A 19,200-nucleotide genomic window follows, 5' to 3' on the forward strand; every position below is an offset into this window, starting at 1 on the left:
TTTTATTTTTTTCTTAGCGATTTAAATCAACAAAAAACCTTTGCCAAAATTTAAATTTTGGCAAAGGTTTTATTTTAAACAAAATGAATTGGTTGAAAATGCTTTTATTATTTCGAAATTTCTGCTAACACTTTCTTTCCGTTTTCATTTGTAGGATCAAGTGCAATAGATTTCGTATAGTTTTCAATTGCCAGTTTTTTATTTCCGTCGGCTAAATAAGCTTCGGCCAAACTATCGTAAACATTTCCAGATTTCGGAAAATTTTCAACATTAATTTTAAAAGCTTCAATGGCTTCTTTCTTTTTTCCGTTTTGTAATAATTCATATCCAACACGGTTCATGTCGCCTTCTTTAAGACCAAAAGTCGGATCGCTTTTTAATTTTTTATAAGCATCTGCACCGGCCACAGCTCCTTTTTCTGTAAACACATCCAGCAATTCAAAAGCCAATGATTTTTTTGGCTGATTTAAGGGCTGATTGTATAAAATAGCTCTTATGCCTTCATTCATTTCATCCAGAATTGTACCGCCAGTATTGTTAAGCAAAACCACTAAATTTTTATCTGCAGGAATACGTGAAATAACAGTGTTGAAACCATTAATTCCTCCACCGTGTTCGATAATTTTTAGTTTTGGTTTGTCGCCATTCTGAGCTTCTTGCAAAAACCATCCATAGCCATAAGAACCATCTCCAGCTTTAATATAAGGTTTAAACAACGATTCCATAGATTTTGCAGAAAGCAATTTTGTGGTATACAGCGCCTGATCCCAAAGATATAAATCTTCAACTGTCGAATATAAAGATCCCGCAGCATACGGAATGCTCATATCCAGAAAAAAAGAATTAGTATATATTTTTCCTTTTTTTTCATAGCCCGAAGCTCTGTTTTTTATAATGATTTCGCTATGGTCATAACCTGTATTTGCCATTTTTAGCGGTGTCAAAATAGTTTCCTGTAAATATTGTTCATACGTTTTACCAGAAATTTTCTCAATAATATAACCCAATAAAAAATACCCAGAATTGCTGTATTTAAATTTTTCGCCAGGCGTAAATTCAAGCGGCAAACTTGAAAATGTTTTTACAAATTCTTCTGGAGTGTAAGAGTTTCTGCTTTTATCTCTAAAGAAATTTGGCGCTGAAGTATAATTCTGAATTCCAGATGTATGCGTAAGCAAATGATGAATGGTTATTTTGTCGCCAGTTGTTTTTGGATAATCTGGCAAATAAGTCGTAATCGGAACGTCAAGTTTTAGTTTTCCTTCTTCGGCAAGTTTCACAATTAAAAATGCTGTAAATTGTTTGCTGATAGAACCTAATCTAAATTTTGTATTCGGCTGGTTTGGAATATCCCATTCCATATTAGCAAAGCCAAAACCTTTTTTAAAAATTACTTTTCCGTTTTCAGCAACCAAAGCAGATCCGTTAAATTGACCGTATTCTGTGTATTTACTTAAAAGTTGTTCGATTTGTTTTGCCTTGTCTTGTGCCGTTATATTTAATGTAAAAAGCACAAGAATAAAGGAGAGTGCAATTAGTTTGATTGATTTTTTCATAATGATTGATGATTATGGGTTTAAGGATTAATGTAATGATTCGTTTTTGATTGATGATTGAAACTTTTTTAATCATTTGTTTATTAATTTGTTAGACTAATTTACAAATTAAAATGGTGATTATTTCGGTGCCTTGATTTTTATTAGACGACTGAAGTTTTATTATGTTTCAAGATCAATCAATTATTTTCATTTTTCCTTAAATTAAAATTTAGAGTGCATATCAAAAACTACTCTTTTATAGGTCTATGCTCGTAGCTCACAATTCGTTTCAATTTCCAATCATTATCTTTTCTTTCCCAAATATGAATAAATTTCCCAGTTCCTTCTGGAATTCCATCAACATAAAAAGTATGTTCGCCTATTTGTACGGCGCCAAAATCTCCCAGTTTGTCAATCGTGCAGGAATTTAGTTTTCTGGTTAGTTTATCAGATCTATCGCATTTTCCAATTAAGGATTTTATTTCATTTGCTTTGGAAATATTTAATCCAAAGCGGTCATCGTAAAACTCAACATCGTCAGAAATTATTTTTTTAAAAAGCCCCGCATCGCATTGATTAAAAGCAACATCAAAAAGCAGACTGTCCATCTTTGTGATTTCGATTTTCAGAAAATCCAGTTTTTGAGTCTCTTTTTGCGCTTCTGCGCTTGTTTGCGCCTTTACTTCTTTGCTTAAAAATAACATGAAGAGTACAATTATATTTATCATAGGTATCATGGCTGTGTTTTGATTCACTTTCATTACTTCGTTTCAATTTCAATTAATCGATTTCCGTTTTCTCCTAAATAATGCGAAATTATTTTTTCATACACTTTATAACCGTCGTCACCATTTGTAAAAACAATAAGTCCCTGCTTTGTTTTTGGCAATAAAAAAACAAGTGTCTGAACACCCTGATCTGCACCGCCATGCGAAAGTGCATAATTATCATTTCCTAAATCGTAAATTTCAAAACCCAAACCAAAATATTTGTTAGCTTTTGCTTGTTTTACCTGATGCGAATTCATATCATCAAATACTTTTTTGCTTAAGCCTTCGCTGTTCATTACACTGCACAAAAAGGTTCCGTAATCTTCAATTGTTGTCAATAAGTCGTCGGCGGCGTTTGCGGTTTTGTTTTTAACGGGTTCATAGGAATTTCCCTTATTGTCATAATTTGAGGCGTATCTCGTAACATCAGTTATGTCGTTCCAAATAAATTTGGTATCGTCCATTTTTAGCGGTTTAAAAATTAATTCATTGGCTAATTGATCTAAGGTTTTATGGAATTTCTTTTCTAAAGCCTTTCTTAAATATTCAAATCCTTCTCCGGAATATTGGTATTTGGTACCTGGTTTAAATTTAAAATCTAACTTTTTAGATTCGTTCATGTATCTCCAATTCGGAAAACCAGTTTGGTGACTTAAAACAATTCTCGTTGTCAGCAGTTTTGTATTAGAGTCGTTTGCAATATCTGGATCTGTCCAATATTTGTATAAGGGTTCGTCTAAATCCCATTTTCCTGAACTTACTAGTTTTAAGGCAACAATTGCAGTTACTGGTTTAGTAAGAGAGGCGACATTCCATATGGTGTTATATGGCGCTGTAATTCCTTTTTTAAGCTGGCCGTACACTTTTATCTGTTGGAGTTTTCCATCGTTAATTACGCCAATTCCTAAAGTCGGAATATTATTTTGTTTCAGCCATTTTTGAATTTCTTGATCGTTGTCGAAAATAGAGGATTTTGTACCTGCTGTACTTGTGTTTTGATGATCGTAACTTAAAGATCTTTTGAGTTTCCAAACGCCGTTTTCTAATAGCCAAACGTGGGTAAATCTTGCTGTGCTTCCAAAATTTTCTTTCGCGTTGGCAAGAGATTCATTTTTCTGCGCCGATTTTTCATAAAATTGATGAATCCCGATTTGTACTGCACCATACAAAACGCCTTTTTTATAAAGCGGATAAATTTCAGTGCTTCCTTCAACTAATGCTCTTCGCGATTGATACGTTGCAGGAGAGCCACACAATCCTTTTTTTAGAGTTGCTAAAAATTTTGTTTTATCTGAAATACTGTCTTTGTCGTGATAAAATTCAAAATTGTCGCTCAGCAAATTTTCGAATTGTGAAATGTCGCAAGTATTAAAACCGACATTAAAAAGAAGACTGTCTTTTGAAAGAATGGTTTTGTAGAGTTGGGAATTTTTTTCTTCTTGAGAAAATCCAATTTGAACGTGGAAGATTAAAATTCCGATTAAAAACCATTTTAAGTAGAAAGATTGGTATTTGATTTTCATTTTGTGATTGATTGATGATTAATGATTTTGCAATAGTAATTCAATCAAAACTCTCAAAATTGTACAAATGCGAAATCTTATCTTTTTTTGGAAAGAAAATACAAATCTGAATTGAACATTTTTGGAGTTGTTTTGGTCACATCTTTGAATTTTTTGATAAAATGCGACTGGTCAAAATATTGGTTGTAAAGCGCAACATCGGTCAAACTCATTTTTTCTACATTAGAATTTACCATTTGATCGACCGATTTTCTGAATTTCAGAATCTGAATGTATTTTTTAATTGTAAGTCCGGTTGCAATTTTAAACTTAATCTGCAACATTCGCTGTGAGGTATTTAAGCATTTGCTAATTTCTGAAACATTAATTTCTTCGTTGTGAAGCTTGACTATTTCGCAGATTTTTTCAATTGTATTTTTAGTCGGATTTGAAGTGTTTAATTCTTCGAAGTAAGTGTTTATTATATTGGTCAATGCTGAAATATCAGTTTCAATTTGAACTTCAAAAGGCAGTTCAGCCGAATCAATTTTAATAATAGAATCCAAAAAATTACTCAAATCATATTCAGGAAACATCGAAAGTGTCCAAGTGTGTAACTGAATGATGGTAACTTTAGTTTTCGGTTGTATGTTAACCAAAACTTTATTGGTCATTTGCGAACAAAAGTAAAAACCTTTGTTCATTTGGTATTTCTTTTTGCTTGTATGAACTTCTATCTCATTGCCACTCACAATGGCGACATTAAAACAGCCATTTGGCAATACGAGTTTGTTTTTGATCAGGCTTTCGCCGATGCTGTTATCGAGACACCAAATTTTATTGACAAACCGCTCGGAAGTTTTACTTACATAATGTTCTGAATAGAGGTTCATCAATATAATATGTTAGCTAAATTTTCTTCTTTTAGTCTGAGATTCTAGGCTAAAATACTACTTTTTAAAACATTATAAATCAATTTTTTCAAATAAACTCCCCAAAATAATCTCGCTTAGTATTTTCCCATTCCTCTAAAATAATACTATAATAAACATCATCTTTGCTTTTTCCTTCAGAATCGACATAATTATTTCTGAAGAGGCCTTCTTTTAAAGCGCCTAGGTTTTCAATTGCTCTTTGCGATCTTGTATTTTCAAGATCGGCACTGAATTGTATTCTTTTAAACTGAATGTTTTCGAAACCAAATTTCAATAATTCGTATTTGCAGGCTTTGTTTAAACCGGTTCCCTGAAATTGTTTTCCGTACCAAGTCCAGCCAATTTCGCATTTTTGGCTTGCGTGATTTAGGTAACCGTAACGCGTGCTTCCGGCAACTTTGTTTGTTGCTTTGTCAATAATTAAAAACGGATAACAAATTCCTTCAGTCTTTTGTTTTAAAGTGTTGTTGATGTAATTTTCGAAATCAGTTTCAGTTCGAACGTACATTCCCATAAATTTCCAGATTTCGTCTTCAAAGATAATTTCTTTGAGTTCGGTGTTTCTTTCGTTTTCAAAAGGGAGTAATAATACTTTTTCGTTTTCTAGAATAATGTCAGATTTTAATAGTTCGCTTTTCATTAATTAAGGGTTTAAATATTAGGACATATTTCTCAATGTTGTCATTTCGAGGAACGAGAAATCACACACGTAATTCGAGAAAGATTGGCGATTTTGTTGAGGAGTTTCAATTGTGATTTCTAGTTCCTCGAAACAACAAAAAACGTCGCTCTTTGTGAGATTGTCTTCAGCGAAAATAAACTTTCCAGCATTTCTAATAAATCGATAAAAACGTAAATTTGTTATGAAAACGGATACCCGACCAGTTCCCGTGACTTCGGGATCGCGGGTCATGCCTATATAATTATTAAGGACAAGTTTAAATATTTAGTTAATTTTAAATCTTCTGTAGATTTATTACTTATTTTTACGATCTTATATTTAGACATTTCTTGATGCAAATACCATTAAAAATTGCTGTTGTAGGTTCTGGATTAGTCGGATCGCTATTGGCAATTTATCTCAAAAAAGCAGGTCATACCGTTCATGTTTATGATCGCAGTCCTGATATTCGCAAAATAAATTTCTCGGGACGTTCTATTAATTTGGCAATGTCTAATCGAGGCTGGAAAGCACTTGATGGCGTTGGCGTTGGCGATTCGGTTCGTGAAATTGCGATTCCGATGGACAAACGTGCGATTCATTTGGTCGACAAACTAAATTTTCAGAATTACGGACAAGAAGGTGAATCGATTTATTCGATTTCAAGAGGAACTTTAAATCGGAAAATGATTGACCTTGCCGAACAAGCCGGAGCCGAATTTTATTTTGAACAAAAAATTTGGGATGTGACGCTGAGTGATGCAACTTTGCATATTGGCGAAACTGAAAGAGGCGAGTGGGAAGAGATAAAGTACGATATGGTTTTTGGTGCCGATGGCGCTTTTTCGAGAATTCGTCACAGAATGCAGCGTCAAAGCATGTTTAATTATTCGCAGGAATTTTTGAACATGGGTTATAAAGAACTGAATATTCCGGCAAACGCCGATGCAACTCATAAATTAGATAAAAACTCATTTCATATTTGGCCGCGCGGTGAATACATGTTAATCGCATTACCCAATTTAGACGGAAGTTTTACTTGTACTTTATTCATGCCTTTTGAAGGAGAAAATTCATTTGCTTCTTTAACAGATCGTAAAATGGTCGAAGATTTCTTTGAGAAAAATTTCCCAGATTCGATTGAAGTGATTCCGAAACTGGCAGAAGATTTCTTTAAAAACCCAACGAGTACTTTGGTGACAATGAAATGTTTTCCGTGGACATATGAAAATAAAATTGCTTTAATTGGAGATGCTTGTCACGCTATTGTACCTTTTTACGGACAAGGAATGAATGCCGGTTTTGAAGATATTAGCGTTTTGCAGGAAATGATCGAAAAATATGGAGACGACTGGAAAAAGATTTTCTCTGAATATCAAATCTCACGCAAGCCAAATGCCGATGCGATTGCCGAACTTTCGTACCGAAATTTCATGGAAATGAGTACAAAAACTGCCGATGAGAAATTTTTGTTGCAAAAGAAAATCGAAAAAGCTTTTTCAGACAAACATCCAGATAAATGGATTCCGCTTTACAGCCGAGTAACTTTTAGCGATCGCCCATATGCGGAAGCCTTAGCAATTGGAGATTTCCAAAACGGAATTATGGAAGAGGTTTTGAAAACAGATAATATTGAAAATATTTGGAATACTCCTGAAATCGAAAATAAGATTTTAGAATTGTTGGAAAACGCATAATTTTTTTTAAACCATATAAATTATATAAGTTCATTTAATATCGATGCGCAAAGCATTATATTGAATTATATAACTTATATGGTTTAATTGTTTTACTTCTTAAAGATTTTAGATAAAACTCCGAAAACACCTCGTATAAAAGTAGCGCTGGTAACTACTTTCAAAACTGATTTTGTAACAACGCTGGCTGTAGTTGGTTCAGATTTTGATGTTTTTGCTGGAGCTTGTTCTTCTTGTTCAGCAGCTGCTTGATTCGCAGTTTCGATTTTCTGATTTAGAATTTCATAGGCACTTTCGCGGTCAATTTCTTCACTGTATTTTTTAACTAGTTTCGATTTGCTGTTTATGGCCTCAATTTCATCAGCAGTTAAAATATCCATTCGGCTTTCTGGTGCGCGCATCATGGTCGCAACAAGCGGTGTCGGAATTCCTTTTTCGTTTAAAGCAGTAACTAACGCTTCACCAATTCCTAAACTGGTCAACAATTCGTCGGTTTTATAATATTGCGAAGTGGGGTAATTATCAGCTGTTTTTTTAATTGCCTGACGATCATTTGCTGTAAAAGCCCTAAGTGCATGCTGAATCTTTAATCCTAATTGTGCCAAGACACCACTCGGAACATCCATTGGGTTTTGTGTCACAAAATAAACGCCAACTCCCTTAGAACGAATTAATTTTACAATCGTTTCAATTTGTTCTAAAAGTGCTTTGCTGGCTTCATTAAAAATCAAATGCGCTTCATCAATAAAAATAACCAATTCAGGTTGTTCAGCATCTCCTTTTTCAGGCATTTGCTGATAAATTTCGGCCAACAAACTCAACATAAAAGTCGAGAATAATTTTGGCTTGTCCTGAATATCCGTCAAGCGGATAATGTTTACGTACCCTTTTCCGTTTTCATCGATTCGCATTAAATCATCAATTTCAAAAGATAATTCGCCAAAAAACAAATCACCGCCCTGTTGTTCCAATTCGATTATTTTTCTTAGAATTGTTCCAGTAGTTGCCGTTGAGATTTTGCCATAACTTGCCGAAATCTCGTCTTTGCCTTCTTCTGTAATATAATTGATTACTTTTTTAATGTCTTTTAAATCTAACAAAGGCATTTTTGTGTCATCGCAATATTTAAAGATTACAGCAACAACGCCAGCTTGAGTGTCGTTTAAATCTAAAATTCTCGAAAATAATACGGGGCCAAACTCAGAAACGGTTGCGCGCAGGCGAACTCCGTTTTGTTTGGATAATGACATTAGTTCTACAGGAAAGGAAGCTACATTATAAGGTATATTTATTTTAGCATGTCGCTCGGTAATAAAAACTTCTTCTTTCCCCTCTTTTGCAATACCACTAAAATCACCTTTTATATCCATCATCAAAACAGGAATCCCTGCATTTGATAATTGCTCAGAAAAAACCTGAATTGTTTTTGTTTTTCCTGTTCCCGTTGCACCGGCAATAAGACCGTGGCGATTTAAGGTTTTCAAGGGGATCTTAACGTGAGCCTCAGCAATAGGCTCTCCATCTAGAATGGCACCTCCTAAGATGATGCTGTCGCCCTTAGAAAGATACCCATTATTTATATCCTGAATGAAATTATCTTTTTTATTCATGTTTTTATTTGTAATTTAGATGATTATAAGAGTATTGCTTTGTTTTTTAACATTTTGGATGTGTTTTTTTTAGTAGGAAAAAGCTTTTTTTGACTCAAAAATTATTAAAAAATAATTTCGCAACTTTTTAAGAAGATATCAACGGAATCTTTGAATATTGACTAAAACGTTGTAATTTTCCCAGATTTAGCTCGTATTTTTGTTTTATCGAAAAAAGAATGAGGGCAAATTAATGAGATATTTTTTAAATTGACGTTAAATTTCCTTCAATAAAATTAAAAAAAGTTTTTTTATTTAAACTAAACGTATAAATTTGCTCCTCTACAAGTTAAATATAACTAAAAAATAAAAATTATTTAAAACTATTAAAATTAAAAAAAATGGCAAACGTTAAAGTTAAAAAAGAAAGCACTTCAAATGGAGGAGGAATGATTACAGGAATCATTATTGTAGCGTGTATTTTAGTTGGGGTGTTTCTTTGGAAAGTAGTTATGGGAGATACTGCTAACTTCGAAGGAGGAGATGCAGAAAAAGGTCACCCACTGAATTTATTAGGTACAGTATATAAAGGAGGATTTATCGTACCAGTATTATTAGGTATGCTTTTAATGGTTGTTGTTTTCTCTATTGAAAGATTTATCGTTATTGGTAAAGCTGCTGGAAAAACTAACTTAGATACATTTATGAAAAATGTACAAGGAAGTATCAAAGAAGGAAACATCGAGGCTGCTATCGCTTCATGTGACAAACAACAAGGTTCAGTTGCAAATGCAATTAAATCTGCTTTGGTAAAATATCAAGATGTTAAAAAAGAAGGTTTCAACAGTGAAGAAGCTTCAGAAGTAATCCACAAAGAAATCGAAGAGGCAACTTCATTAGAAATGCCAATGTTAGAAAAAAATATGACTATTATCTCTTCTTTAGTATCATTAGGAACTTTAGGTGGATTATTAGGAACTGTATCAGGTATGATTAAAGCGTTTGGTGCGTTAGCTTCTGCTGGAACTCCAGATCAAGCTGCTCTTGCAACAGGTATCTCTGAAGCACTTATCAACACTGCAACAGGTATCTCTACTTCAATCTTAGCGATCGTTTCTTACAACTTCTTTACTGCTAAAATTGATGATTTAACTTACTCTATCGATGAGGCTGGTGTTACTATCGTAAACACTTACAGAAGATTCAGAGGAAGTTTAAAACAATAATTAATTTTTGATATTAATAATTAGTTTTAATTATATCAAAATAAAATAAAAGATAATGGCTAAAATAAAAATGAAAAAAAAGGCAACATCGACAGATATGACTGCCATGTGTGATGTTGCGTTCCTTTTGCTTACGTTCTTTATTTTGACAGCTACTGCTAAGGTGCCAGAAGCACTTCCTGTAGATATGCCTTCTTCTGTTGCTCAAACTAAATTACCTGATACGGATTTAGCTATTATTACAGTAGGAAAAGGAAAAGACGGGAAAAGCAAAGTGTTTTTCGACATCAAAGGAAGAGAGATTCGTAAAAGAACTCTTGAAGGAATGGGTGCAAAATTCGGGGTAACTTTTTCAGAAGATGATAAAACTAAATTTGCTTTAATGGATGACTTTGGTGTTCCAGTTGCAAATTTGAAAGATATCATTGCTATGAAATCGGCTGACAGAAGTAAAGCAAATCAACCTGGAATTCCAATCGATTCTTTGGATAATCAATTAAAAGAATGGCTTTTGGTTTCAAGAAGAGCTGCGATTGATCTTGACGATAAAGAGTTGCAAATTGCAATTAAAGGAGATGCTAAAGAGCAATATCCACAAATCAAAAAGATTATGGATATTCTACAAGATCAAAAAATCAATTCCTTTAACTTAGTTACTGGTATGAGAGATAGAAACTTTTAATTAAAAAAGATACACTAAAATGGCTGAATTAAATACCGGCGACGGTGGTGGCGGAAAAGGTGGCAAAGTAAGAAGTAAAAAGCAAAACTCTAAAGTAGATTTAACTGCGATGGTAGATTTGGCATTCTTATTGATCACGTTCTTTATGTTGACCACGACGTTGTCAAAACCTCAATCGATGGACTTGTCATTGCCAGATAAAGATGAAGATCCAACAAAAAACAAAGACATAAAGGTAGATGAGAATCGTACTATGACTGTTATGTTGGGTGAAAACAATAAGATGATTTATTATATGGGATTATTGGCTACTCCTAAGGTTGGTCCAAAAGATATCACGTATGGTAAAGATGGAATTCGTAGAGAATTGTTGACTCAGAAGAAAGCAGTAATTCAATATACAGGTGATAAGAAAAAAGGAATTATAGTTATCATCAAGCCAACAAAAAAATCAAATTACCGTAATTTGGTTGATATTTTGGATGAGATGGCTATAACTGGAGTTTCCACTTATGCCATAGTTCCTGAGTTTACGCCAGAGGAAACAACATTGTTAGAGAAAAAATAAGATTAAAATTATTATTCGATAACTTAAAACTCAAGAAAAATGAAATTAGATATAATTAAAAATCAGTGGCTTGATATCGTATTCGAAGGGCGTAATAAGATATATGGTGCATATGAGTTAAGAAAATCGAACGGTAAGACTAACGTGAAAGCGTTGGTAATTGGTTCGTTAATTTTTAGCTTAGCTGTAGCAGCTCCTCTTATTGTAAGCTTACTACCAGATTCTACAGATGATGATGTAAACAATGATATCAAGATCGCGACAGTAAAAATACTTCCTAAAAAGGAAGAGATTAAACCTAATCAACCGCCACCACCGCCACCGCCACCAAAAGTGGATCAGGTGAAGTTTGTGAAGCCTGTGGTTGCTAAGGCAAATGAGGTTACTGAAGATCCTCCAAAAATTGAGGAACTTAAAGATAAAAAAGTTGGTTCTGAAACTATCAAAGGAGATCCAGATGCAGTTTTAACTGTTGATGAGCCAGTAGGTACTGGAACTGCTGCAGTAGTAGAAGAAGATAACCAAGTATATAACACAGCTGGTATCGAAGTAAAACCAGATTTCCCTGGAGGAATTGAGAAGTTCTACAAATTTGTAGGAAACAATTATAAGACTCCAGAAGAAGAAGGTTTAAAAGGTAAAGTTTATGTTACTTTTGTAGTTGAAAAAGACGGTTCATTAACCGACATTAAAGTTTTAAGGGATATCGGTTACGGTACAGGAGCAGAAGCAATTCGTGTTCTTAAAAAATGTCCAAAATGGACTCCTGGCGAGCAAAATGGTAAAAAAGTTAGAGTACTTTACTCTCTTCCTATTACTATTCAATCTGCAGAATAATGTTAAAAGATATGCTTAATAATATTCAGAAGAAATCGCTCAAAGAGCGATTTCTTCTTGTTTTAGGAATACTGTTTTTTTTAATATATCTTGTACTGGGTTTAATGATTATGTTTTGGAAAAAATTGCCATTAGATATGGAACCTAAATATAGATATGCTTTTGGAGGATTGCTGATTGTTTATTCGGCTGTACGTTTTCTAAGATTAATCAATTCTAATGCAGAATAATTATGTTAAAATATAGTAAAGTTTTTTGTTTGGTGGCTTTTGTTTTTTTGTTTGCCATGTGCAACCAAAAAAGCAAGAGTAATAACGAGAAAGAAACAATTCTAAAAGGAACTATAGATATTACCGTTGATGAGACGATAAAACCAATTGTAGACGATCAGGTTGCTGTTTTTGAAGGAACTTACTATGATGCAAAAATCAATGTTAAGCCTAAATCTGAAGCGGAACTTATAAATGATTTGTTAAATCAAAAAACTAAGGTGGCGGTAACAAGCAGAGATTTGACTAAGGAAGAATTGGCAAGCTTTGAAAAAAGTAAAATTAAACCGCGAGTTACTCCTTTTGCTGTAGACGCAATTGCTTTAATTTCAAACAAAAGCAATAATGATACATTAATTACGTTGAAAACTGTAATTGATTTTATGAAAGGCATACCTAATCCAAGAATTAAAGGTCTTGTATTTGATAATCCAAATTCAAGTACAGTACGTTTTATGAAAGAATTGGCGAATGTAAAAGATATAACTGCAGCAGGAGTTTTTTCATATAAAACGAATGAAGAAGTTATTAAAGTTATTTCTGAAAATGAAGGAATGATTGGAGTGGTGGGTGTAAATTGGCTTTCAGAGCCTTCTCCAAATATGGCAGAAGTGATTAATAAAATTAATGTTTTAGGAGTAAAAGGCCTAAAGGATAATAAATATTACTATCCGAGTCAAAATGATATTGCAGAACAAAAGTATCCTCTGGCACGTGATTTGTTTATCATTAACTGTCAGGGTTATTCTGGATTAGGAATGGGCTTTGCTTCATTCATTTCAGGTGACATTGGTCAAAGAATTGTCTTGAAATCTGGATTGATGCCAGTAAGAACTCCAGGAAGAAAACTTAAGATTAGAAGTCAAATTATAAACGATAAAGAATAAATTAATTACAATAAAGATGAATAAATTTAAAATTTTCAGTCTTGCCTTAGTTGCTTCAGCTTCTGTTGCAAAAGCGCAAGATATAAATCAGGCTAAAAAGGCAATCGATGCTGAGCAATTTGAAAAAGCTAAGTCTTTGCTAAAATCAATCATTAAAGCTAAACCTTCGGATGGTGAGGCTAATTTTGTTTTGGGAAATATATATCTAAATCAAACTATCATTGATTCTGCTAAAATTTATTACTTAAATGGATTAGAAGCAGCAGATAAAAAACACCTAAACTACATCGGATTAGGGCAATTAGATCTTGACAGCAAAAATACTGCTGGTGCTCAAGCTAATTTTGGTTTAGCAACAAAAGATATCAAACGTAAAGATGTAAATGAGTTTATCTACATTGGTAGAGCTTACATGAATTCTACTAATCCTGATTATACAAATGCAATCGCTGTGTTAAAACGTGCTTTAGCACTTGAACCACAAAATGCAACTGCACTTTTGGCAATCGGAGATGCTTACCATGGAGCAAACAACCAAAACGAAGCTTACAAGTCTTACCGTGATGCTTTTACAGCTGATCCAACACTTTTAAGAGCTAAAATGCAATTAGGAGTTTTGCTTAAAGGAGCAAAATCTTACGAAGAAGCGATTAAAGCTTTTAATGAGGTTATTGCAATCGACGCAAATTATGGTCCTGTATATAGAGAGCTAGCCGAAACCTATTACAAATGGGCTAGAAATAAACCTTCTACTCAACAAGTAAATTATCAAAAAGCGATTTCTAATTATGAGAAATACTTAAGCTTGACTGATTATTCTATGAACTCAAGAATGCGTCACGCAGATTTCTTGATCTTAGTTAAAGATTATAAAGCTTTAGAAACTGAAGCTAATAAAATGATTGAGTTGGATAAAGTTAATCCAAGAATCTTTAGATATTTAGGTTACTCTGCTTACGAAAATGGTAACGTTGACGTAGCTATTAAGTCTTTAGAAGATTATATTAAAGTACCAACAAACAAAGCAATTGCAAAAGATTATTTATACTTAGGTTTTGCTAAAATTAAAAAAGGTACAGATGCTCAAGGTATTGTAGAACCTGCTGCTTTTGAAGCTGGTTTAGCTGAAATCAAAAAAGCAGTTGTAATGGAACCATTAGCTGTTGAAGATTTAGGTGATTTTGGAAAAGAATTGTTTACTAAAAAACAATACAACCAAGCTGCTGCAATCTATGAATTGAGTGCTTCTAATACAGAATCAAAAAATTACTTGAATGATAATGTATATTATGGTATCTCTCTTTATTATGCAAACGCAAATAAAACAAAAGAAACTCGCGATGTTGCTGCCTTAGGAAAAGCTGACGCTGCTTTTGATAGAGTTTTAGTTGCTTCTCCAACTTATGATGAAGCTTACTTGTACAAAGGAAGAATCAACAACTTATTGGAGAAAGATGATTTAATTATTAAAAACTACGAAGAGTACGTTGCTAAAACATCTGCTAAAGGTGCTGAAGAATTAGCAAAACCTGCGACAGTTAAAAAAATTGTTGAAGCTTACAATAGTATTGGTGCTAGTTACGCTAATACTGATAAAGCTAAAGCAATTGAATACTTCAATAAAACTTTAGTTTTAGATCCAACAAATGCTTATGCATCTCAATCTGTGAAAGCTTTGAAATAATTTAAGTTTTCTAACTAAATATAAAACCGACAGTTCAAAGGGCTGTCGGTTTTTTTTGTTCCGTATTTAAATGACTATCTTTGCACTTTAAAATGAAGTAATGTTATCAAAAGAAATACAATTAGAAGTTAATAAGGGAGCAATGTTGCCTTTGATGGAAGAGTTTTACACCATTCAAGGAGAAGGTTATCATACCGGAACCGCTGCTTACTTTATACGAATTGGAGGGTGTGATGTTGGTTGCCACTGGTGTGATGTAAAAGAAAGTTGGAATGCAGAATTACATCCGCCAACAAGTGTTGATTTAATTGTAAATAATGCTTCAAGTTATGCTAATACAGTTGTCATTACCGGAGGAGAACCTTTAATGTGGGATATGACTTTATTAACTCAGGAATTAAAAAACAAAAGCTTAAAAGTTCATATAGAAACTTCTGGCGCTTATCCGTTATCAGGAACTTGGGATTGGATTTGTCTTTCTCCTAAAAAAAATAAACTCCCAACTCAAACTGTATATGATAATGCGAATGAGCTAAAAGTAATTATTTACAATAAACACGATTTTATTTTTGCCGAAGAACAAGCTGAATTGGTAAATGATAATGCAATTTTATTTCTTCAGCCAGAATGGAGTAAAAAAGAAGAAATGACACCGCTGATTGTTGATTATGTAATGAATAATCCAAAATGGCGTGTATCTCTTCAAACACACAAATATTTAAATATTCCATAAATAGTAAAAAAAATCTCTTCAAGCGAAGAGATTTTTTCTTTATGTAAGTAAAGGAAAATTTATTATTCCCAATTTTTATATTTTTTTAGAGTTGTAATATGTGCTAAGTGGTGATTACTATGCCAAGCATAAGTTCCAATAATTTCTTTAAGTCTGTATTCCGAATTATTTTCTGGATGAACAAATGATTTTTCTAAATCGTCTTCTGATAGATTTCTCATGATATACGCCAATCTAAAATGTAACCCTTCTAATAAATTTAAAGTTGGAAGAATCGGCATCCTTAAATTATCGGGCAATTCAGACCATAAAACTTCGTCATATGGCTTTATGACAGGATTGTTTTCTGTCAAGGCCCATTTTATTCTTATAAAACAATGTATATGACTTTCAGCACAATGATGAATCAGTTGGCGAATAGTCCATCCGCCGGGTCTGTAAGCTGTATCTAATTGTTCATCGTTTAAGTGAAGGGTTTCTTTTTTTAATCTTTCAGGAAAAGTTGCAATTTCTTGAATTTGGGCTGCAATATATTCTGCAGTAAATTTCGTCGGAGCTATAAATTTCCCGATCGGATATTTTAATTTTTCTAAATCTAATTTTTCCATTGATGTGAAATGTTATGTTATAGAAAGTTTGGCTAAATAATCATAATGTTCCCCTTCTAAAATAAGTTCACATTTAAGTCCATTTGCTATTGCTGCATTCTGAAGTGTATTATAATCTAGATACAACCAGTCGAAAGCAACTTCTTTTTCTCCTTTATACGAAATATTAAATATAAGCTCTCCATAATAATCGTTATTAGAAGGAATCCATTTTCCGCCATCTTCATCTTCATCAAACATATAAATAATGTCAGAACTGTCCAGCAAAATTTGCCCGCCAGGATTAAGAAGCGATTTTAGTTTAGATAAATACTTGTTGCAATTTTCTAGTTTTCCAAAAATGCCGACACCATTCATCAATAATATAATGGTATCAAATTTTTTTCCTTCAAAATCTAATATATTTTGAACAGATGCATTTTTTACGCCTCTCAATTTGCAGGTTTCGATCGCTTTTTCTGAAATATCAATAGAAGTAACTTCTAAGTGGCGGTCGTTTTGCAAAGACAAACTGTGACTTCCTGCTCCACAGCCAACATCTAATGTTTTTCCATGAGCTAATTGAAGTGCTTTCTGCTCTAATTTTGGCATCTCATTATAAGAACGAAATAAATATTCAACACTCATTTCGTCTTCTTCTGAAATTGAGGTTTCAGTAATGATATCTTCTGGTGAATTATTGGTTTGGAAATCGAACATCGCTTTCCCGAAAAGATCTTTCATTGTATTTTAGTTCAAAGTTTAAGGTTTCAAGTTCAAAGTTGTTTAATTTTGCACATCAACTTAAATTTTAAACTTGAAACAAATTTTAAATAACTTAAATAAGTTAGCCAAAGATAAGCATATCGAAAACAAAAAGTATTTCGATAAGCTTAAAAAGAAACAGCCTAAAAATTTAGATTACGTTATGCAGGATTTGCATGACGCCGAATTTAAAAGAACGGATTGTCTTCAATGTGCTAATTGCTGTAAAACAACTGGGCCATTATTTACTTTAGCAGATATTGAAAGAATTTCAAAATCTTTCAGACAAAAGCCACAACAGTTTATTGATCAATATCTGAGAATTGATGAAGATAAAGATTATGTTCTAAAAAGTGTTCCATGTACTTTTTTAGATAATGAAAATTACTGCATGATATATGATGTACGTCCGAAAGCTTGTCGAGAATTCCCGCATACAGATCGTAAAAAGTTTCATCAGATTGCTGATCTTACTTTGAAAAATGTTGCTATCTGCCCGGCGGCATATAATATTGTCGAAGAAATGAAAAAGAAACTTCCGTTATAGAAGCTAAATGTTTTGTAATCTTTTTTAGGAATAATTCATTTTTGCTTTTTTAGATGTATTTTTGACTGAGTTGAACTTTTTAGTAAATTAACAATAAGACCAATAAATTGAATTTAGAATATTTTATAGCCAAAAGACTCATTACTGCAAAAGATTATAAAAGCAGTATTTCGGCACCTATCATAAAAATTGCCATTTCGGCTATTGCAATAGGTATTATTATGATGTTGGTTTCTGTAGCTACCGGAATTGGGTTGCAGCAAAAAATTCGCGAAAAAGTTTCTGCTTTCAACGGTCAGATTATTATATCCAACTATGATAATAATAATTCAGAAGTAACTTTAGTTCCTATTTCTAAAAAACAAGATTTCTATCCCAATTTTAAATCAGTTCCAGAAGTAAGCCATATTCAGGCAATAGCTAGCAAGGCCGGAATTATAAGAACTGCCAATGCTTTCGAAGGAATTATTTTTAAAGGAGTAGGAGCAGATTACGATTGGAATAATATTAAAGAATATCTTGTTGAGGGGCGCTTGCCTAATTTTTCTAATTCATTAAACGAAGATGTTATAATTTCCAGATTTCTAGCTGACCGCCTTAATTTGAAAGTTGGAGATAATTTTAATACTTTTTTTATCAAGGAGGAGCAAGGTAAAATGCCAAATAGCCGTAGATTTAAAATTGCAGGTATTTTTAATTCAGGATTTCAGGATTTTGATGCAACCTATATAATAGGTGATATTAGGCATATCCAGAGAATCAATAAATGGACTCCAGACCAAGTAGGAGCATTTGAGGTTTTTGTAAAAGATTTTAATACAATCAAATCGACCGGTAATCAAATTTACGAACAAACATCATCAAGTTTAGATACAAAGACTATAATTGAAAAATACAGTTATATTTTTGATTGGCTGCAGCTCTTCGACTTTAATATTGTGGTTATTCTTGCTGTTATGATCTTAGTGGCTACTATTAATATGGTTGTTGCTTTGCTGGTTCTTATTTTAGAACGCACACAAATGATAGGAATTCTAAAATCATTAGGAGCAAACAACTGGACCGTTCGAAAAATATTTCTTTACAATGCTTTTTATTTAATTATACGCGGATTGTTTTGGGGAAATTTAATTGGGATTGCAATATTGCTGATTCAACAGCAATTTGGTATTGTTCATCTTAATCCTGAAAATTATTACGTCGATCAAGCGCCGGTATATTTAAATTGGACATATATCATATTATTAAATTTGTTAACCATAACAATTTGTTTTCTCGTTCTATTGATTCCTTCTTATATAATAACAAAGATTTCGCCAGTCAAAGCTATTCGTTTTGACTAATGATAAAACGATCTAATAATAGTTACCCGGCAGATTTTAAATCTGCCGGGTTTATTTTTTCTACATTATATATAGGTATAGCAATTTATGCTTTATATATAAGAGCAATAATCTATCAGGCGGAGGGAAGCAGAGTTAGTCAGTTTAGAATTTGCATATGATTAAGGACATGCTTCCTGCTCTGCGCTTCAGTTTTTTTCTTGTAAAGAAAAAGTAAAGGATTCCAGATTTTATAACAAAGCCCAGCAAAACAGTCAAAAATCATTATCACTCTGAAAAGTTGCAAAAAAACTTTGTATTGTAAAAAACGCCATACCAGCGAGTTATAAAATATATGGAAAATATATAATAAAAAGGCTTGCAGATGTAAATAAAGGTGT

Annotated in this window: 19 protein-coding genes; 11 read left to right on the plus strand and 8 right to left on the minus strand. The window is 32.9% G+C overall.

Annotation, left to right across the window (positions count from 1 at the left end):
• Nucleotides 1-107: 107 nt before the first annotated feature.
• The 5 genes from IRZ83_RS16885 to IRZ83_RS16905 all read right to left on the minus strand — a co-directional run bounded on the left by IRZ83_RS16885 (nucleotide 108) and on the right by IRZ83_RS16905 (nucleotide 5,385).
• Nucleotides 108-1,556, minus strand: coding sequence for a serine hydrolase (locus IRZ83_RS16885; protein ID WP_194570432.1), 1,449 nt, complete (start codon nucleotides 1,554-1,556; stop codon nucleotides 108-110).
• Between the two features lie 230 nt (nucleotides 1,557-1,786).
• Nucleotides 1,787-2,275 (minus strand): nuclear transport factor 2 family protein, encoded by a 489-nt coding sequence (locus tag IRZ83_RS16890; RefSeq protein ID WP_194570433.1) that lies wholly within the window; start codon nucleotides 2,273-2,275, stop codon nucleotides 1,787-1,789.
• Nucleotides 2,276-2,298: 23 nt separating this feature from the next.
• Nucleotides 2,299-3,831 carry a serine hydrolase gene (locus IRZ83_RS16895; protein WP_194570434.1) on the minus strand — a complete coding sequence of 511 codons (1,533 nt, stop codon included), beginning with the start codon at nucleotides 3,829-3,831 and terminating at the stop codon, nucleotides 2,299-2,301.
• A 77-nt stretch (nucleotides 3,832-3,908) separates the two neighbouring features.
• The gene (locus IRZ83_RS16900) at nucleotides 3,909-4,703 is read right to left on the minus strand and encodes a helix-turn-helix domain-containing protein (protein WP_194570435.1); all 795 of its coding nucleotides are present in this window, start codon (nucleotides 4,701-4,703) and stop codon (nucleotides 3,909-3,911) included.
• A gap of 88 nt (nucleotides 4,704-4,791) precedes the next feature.
• A complete protein-coding gene (locus IRZ83_RS16905; RefSeq protein WP_194570436.1) occupies nucleotides 4,792-5,385 on the minus strand; it encodes a GNAT family N-acetyltransferase in 594 nt (197 codons plus the stop codon).
• Between the two features lie 374 nt (nucleotides 5,386-5,759).
• On the opposite strand from IRZ83_RS16905, the gene IRZ83_RS16910 reads away from it, so the two are divergent.
• Complete coding sequence (locus IRZ83_RS16910; RefSeq protein WP_029270548.1) at nucleotides 5,760-7,103, plus strand: FAD-dependent oxidoreductase; 1,344 nt, start codon at nucleotides 5,760-5,762, stop codon at nucleotides 7,101-7,103.
• 92 nt (nucleotides 7,104-7,195) lie between these two features.
• Here the strand turns inward: IRZ83_RS16910 and IRZ83_RS16915 are convergent, their stop codons facing one another.
• A complete protein-coding gene (locus IRZ83_RS16915) occupies nucleotides 7,196-8,713 on the minus strand; it encodes a helicase HerA-like domain-containing protein (RefSeq protein ID WP_194570437.1) in 1,518 nt (505 codons plus the stop codon).
• Nucleotides 8,714-9,093: 380 nt separating this feature from the next.
• Between IRZ83_RS16915 and IRZ83_RS16920 the strand changes: the two genes are divergently transcribed.
• The 8 genes from IRZ83_RS16920 (at nucleotide 9,094) to IRZ83_RS16955 (ending at nucleotide 15,578) form a co-directional block, all read left to right on the plus strand.
• The gene (locus IRZ83_RS16920; RefSeq protein ID WP_029270544.1) at nucleotides 9,094-9,918 is read left to right on the plus strand and encodes a MotA/TolQ/ExbB proton channel family protein; all 825 of its coding nucleotides are present in this window, start codon (nucleotides 9,094-9,096) and stop codon (nucleotides 9,916-9,918) included.
• Between the two features lie 55 nt (nucleotides 9,919-9,973).
• Nucleotides 9,974-10,600, plus strand: coding sequence for an ExbD/TolR family protein (locus IRZ83_RS16925; RefSeq protein ID WP_029270542.1), 627 nt, complete (start codon nucleotides 9,974-9,976; stop codon nucleotides 10,598-10,600).
• Nucleotides 10,601-10,619: 19 nt separating this feature from the next.
• Nucleotides 10,620-11,168, plus strand: coding sequence for an ExbD/TolR family protein (locus IRZ83_RS16930; protein ID WP_194570438.1), 549 nt, complete (start codon nucleotides 10,620-10,622; stop codon nucleotides 11,166-11,168).
• Between the two features lie 39 nt (nucleotides 11,169-11,207).
• On the plus strand, nucleotides 11,208-12,005 hold the full coding sequence (locus IRZ83_RS16935) for an energy transducer TonB (RefSeq protein WP_029270538.1): 798 nt from the start codon (nucleotides 11,208-11,210) through the stop codon (nucleotides 12,003-12,005).
• Complete coding sequence (locus IRZ83_RS16940) at nucleotides 12,005-12,235, plus strand: hypothetical protein (RefSeq protein ID WP_194570439.1); 231 nt, start codon at nucleotides 12,005-12,007, stop codon at nucleotides 12,233-12,235. Before IRZ83_RS16935 ends, IRZ83_RS16940 begins: the two co-directional genes overlap by 1 nt.
• A 2-nt stretch (nucleotides 12,236-12,237) precedes the next feature.
• The gene (locus tag IRZ83_RS16945; protein WP_194570440.1) at nucleotides 12,238-13,161 is read left to right on the plus strand and encodes a PstS family phosphate ABC transporter substrate-binding protein; all 924 of its coding nucleotides are present in this window, start codon (nucleotides 12,238-12,240) and stop codon (nucleotides 13,159-13,161) included.
• Nucleotides 13,162-13,177: 16 nt separating this feature from the next.
• Nucleotides 13,178-14,845: a tetratricopeptide repeat protein gene (locus tag IRZ83_RS16950; RefSeq protein ID WP_194570441.1), complete on the plus strand. Its 1,668-nt coding sequence runs from the start codon at nucleotides 13,178-13,180 to the stop codon at nucleotides 14,843-14,845.
• A 100-nt stretch (nucleotides 14,846-14,945) separates the two neighbouring features.
• Complete coding sequence (locus IRZ83_RS16955) at nucleotides 14,946-15,578, plus strand: 7-carboxy-7-deazaguanine synthase QueE (protein WP_194570442.1); 633 nt, start codon at nucleotides 14,946-14,948, stop codon at nucleotides 15,576-15,578.
• A 62-nt stretch (nucleotides 15,579-15,640) separates the two neighbouring features.
• On the opposite strand, the gene IRZ83_RS16960 is transcribed toward IRZ83_RS16955, so the two are convergent.
• Nucleotides 15,641-16,186, minus strand: coding sequence for a YfiT family bacillithiol transferase (locus tag IRZ83_RS16960; protein WP_194570443.1), 546 nt, complete (start codon nucleotides 16,184-16,186; stop codon nucleotides 15,641-15,643).
• Nucleotides 16,187-16,198: 12 nt separating this feature from the next.
• Nucleotides 16,199-16,909 (minus strand): class I SAM-dependent methyltransferase, encoded by a 711-nt coding sequence (locus IRZ83_RS16965; protein ID WP_194570444.1) that lies wholly within the window; start codon nucleotides 16,907-16,909, stop codon nucleotides 16,199-16,201.
• A 73-nt stretch (nucleotides 16,910-16,982) separates the two neighbouring features.
• Here IRZ83_RS16965 and IRZ83_RS16970 point away from each other — a divergent pair, with 73 nt between their 5' ends.
• Both IRZ83_RS16970 and IRZ83_RS16975 read left to right on the plus strand, forming a co-directional pair.
• On the plus strand, nucleotides 16,983-17,477 hold the full coding sequence (locus IRZ83_RS16970; RefSeq protein WP_029270525.1) for a YkgJ family cysteine cluster protein: 495 nt from the start codon (nucleotides 16,983-16,985) through the stop codon (nucleotides 17,475-17,477).
• Nucleotides 17,478-17,584: 107 nt separating this feature from the next.
• On the plus strand, nucleotides 17,585-18,820 hold the full coding sequence (locus IRZ83_RS16975) for an ABC transporter permease (RefSeq protein WP_194570445.1): 1,236 nt from the start codon (nucleotides 17,585-17,587) through the stop codon (nucleotides 18,818-18,820).
• Nucleotides 18,821-19,200: the final 380 nt, after the last annotated feature.

Origin of the sequence: Flavobacterium sp. JLP, from assembly GCF_015350755.1 — a bacterium.
Taxonomy (GTDB): Bacteria; Bacteroidota; Bacteroidia; order Flavobacteriales; family Flavobacteriaceae; genus Flavobacterium.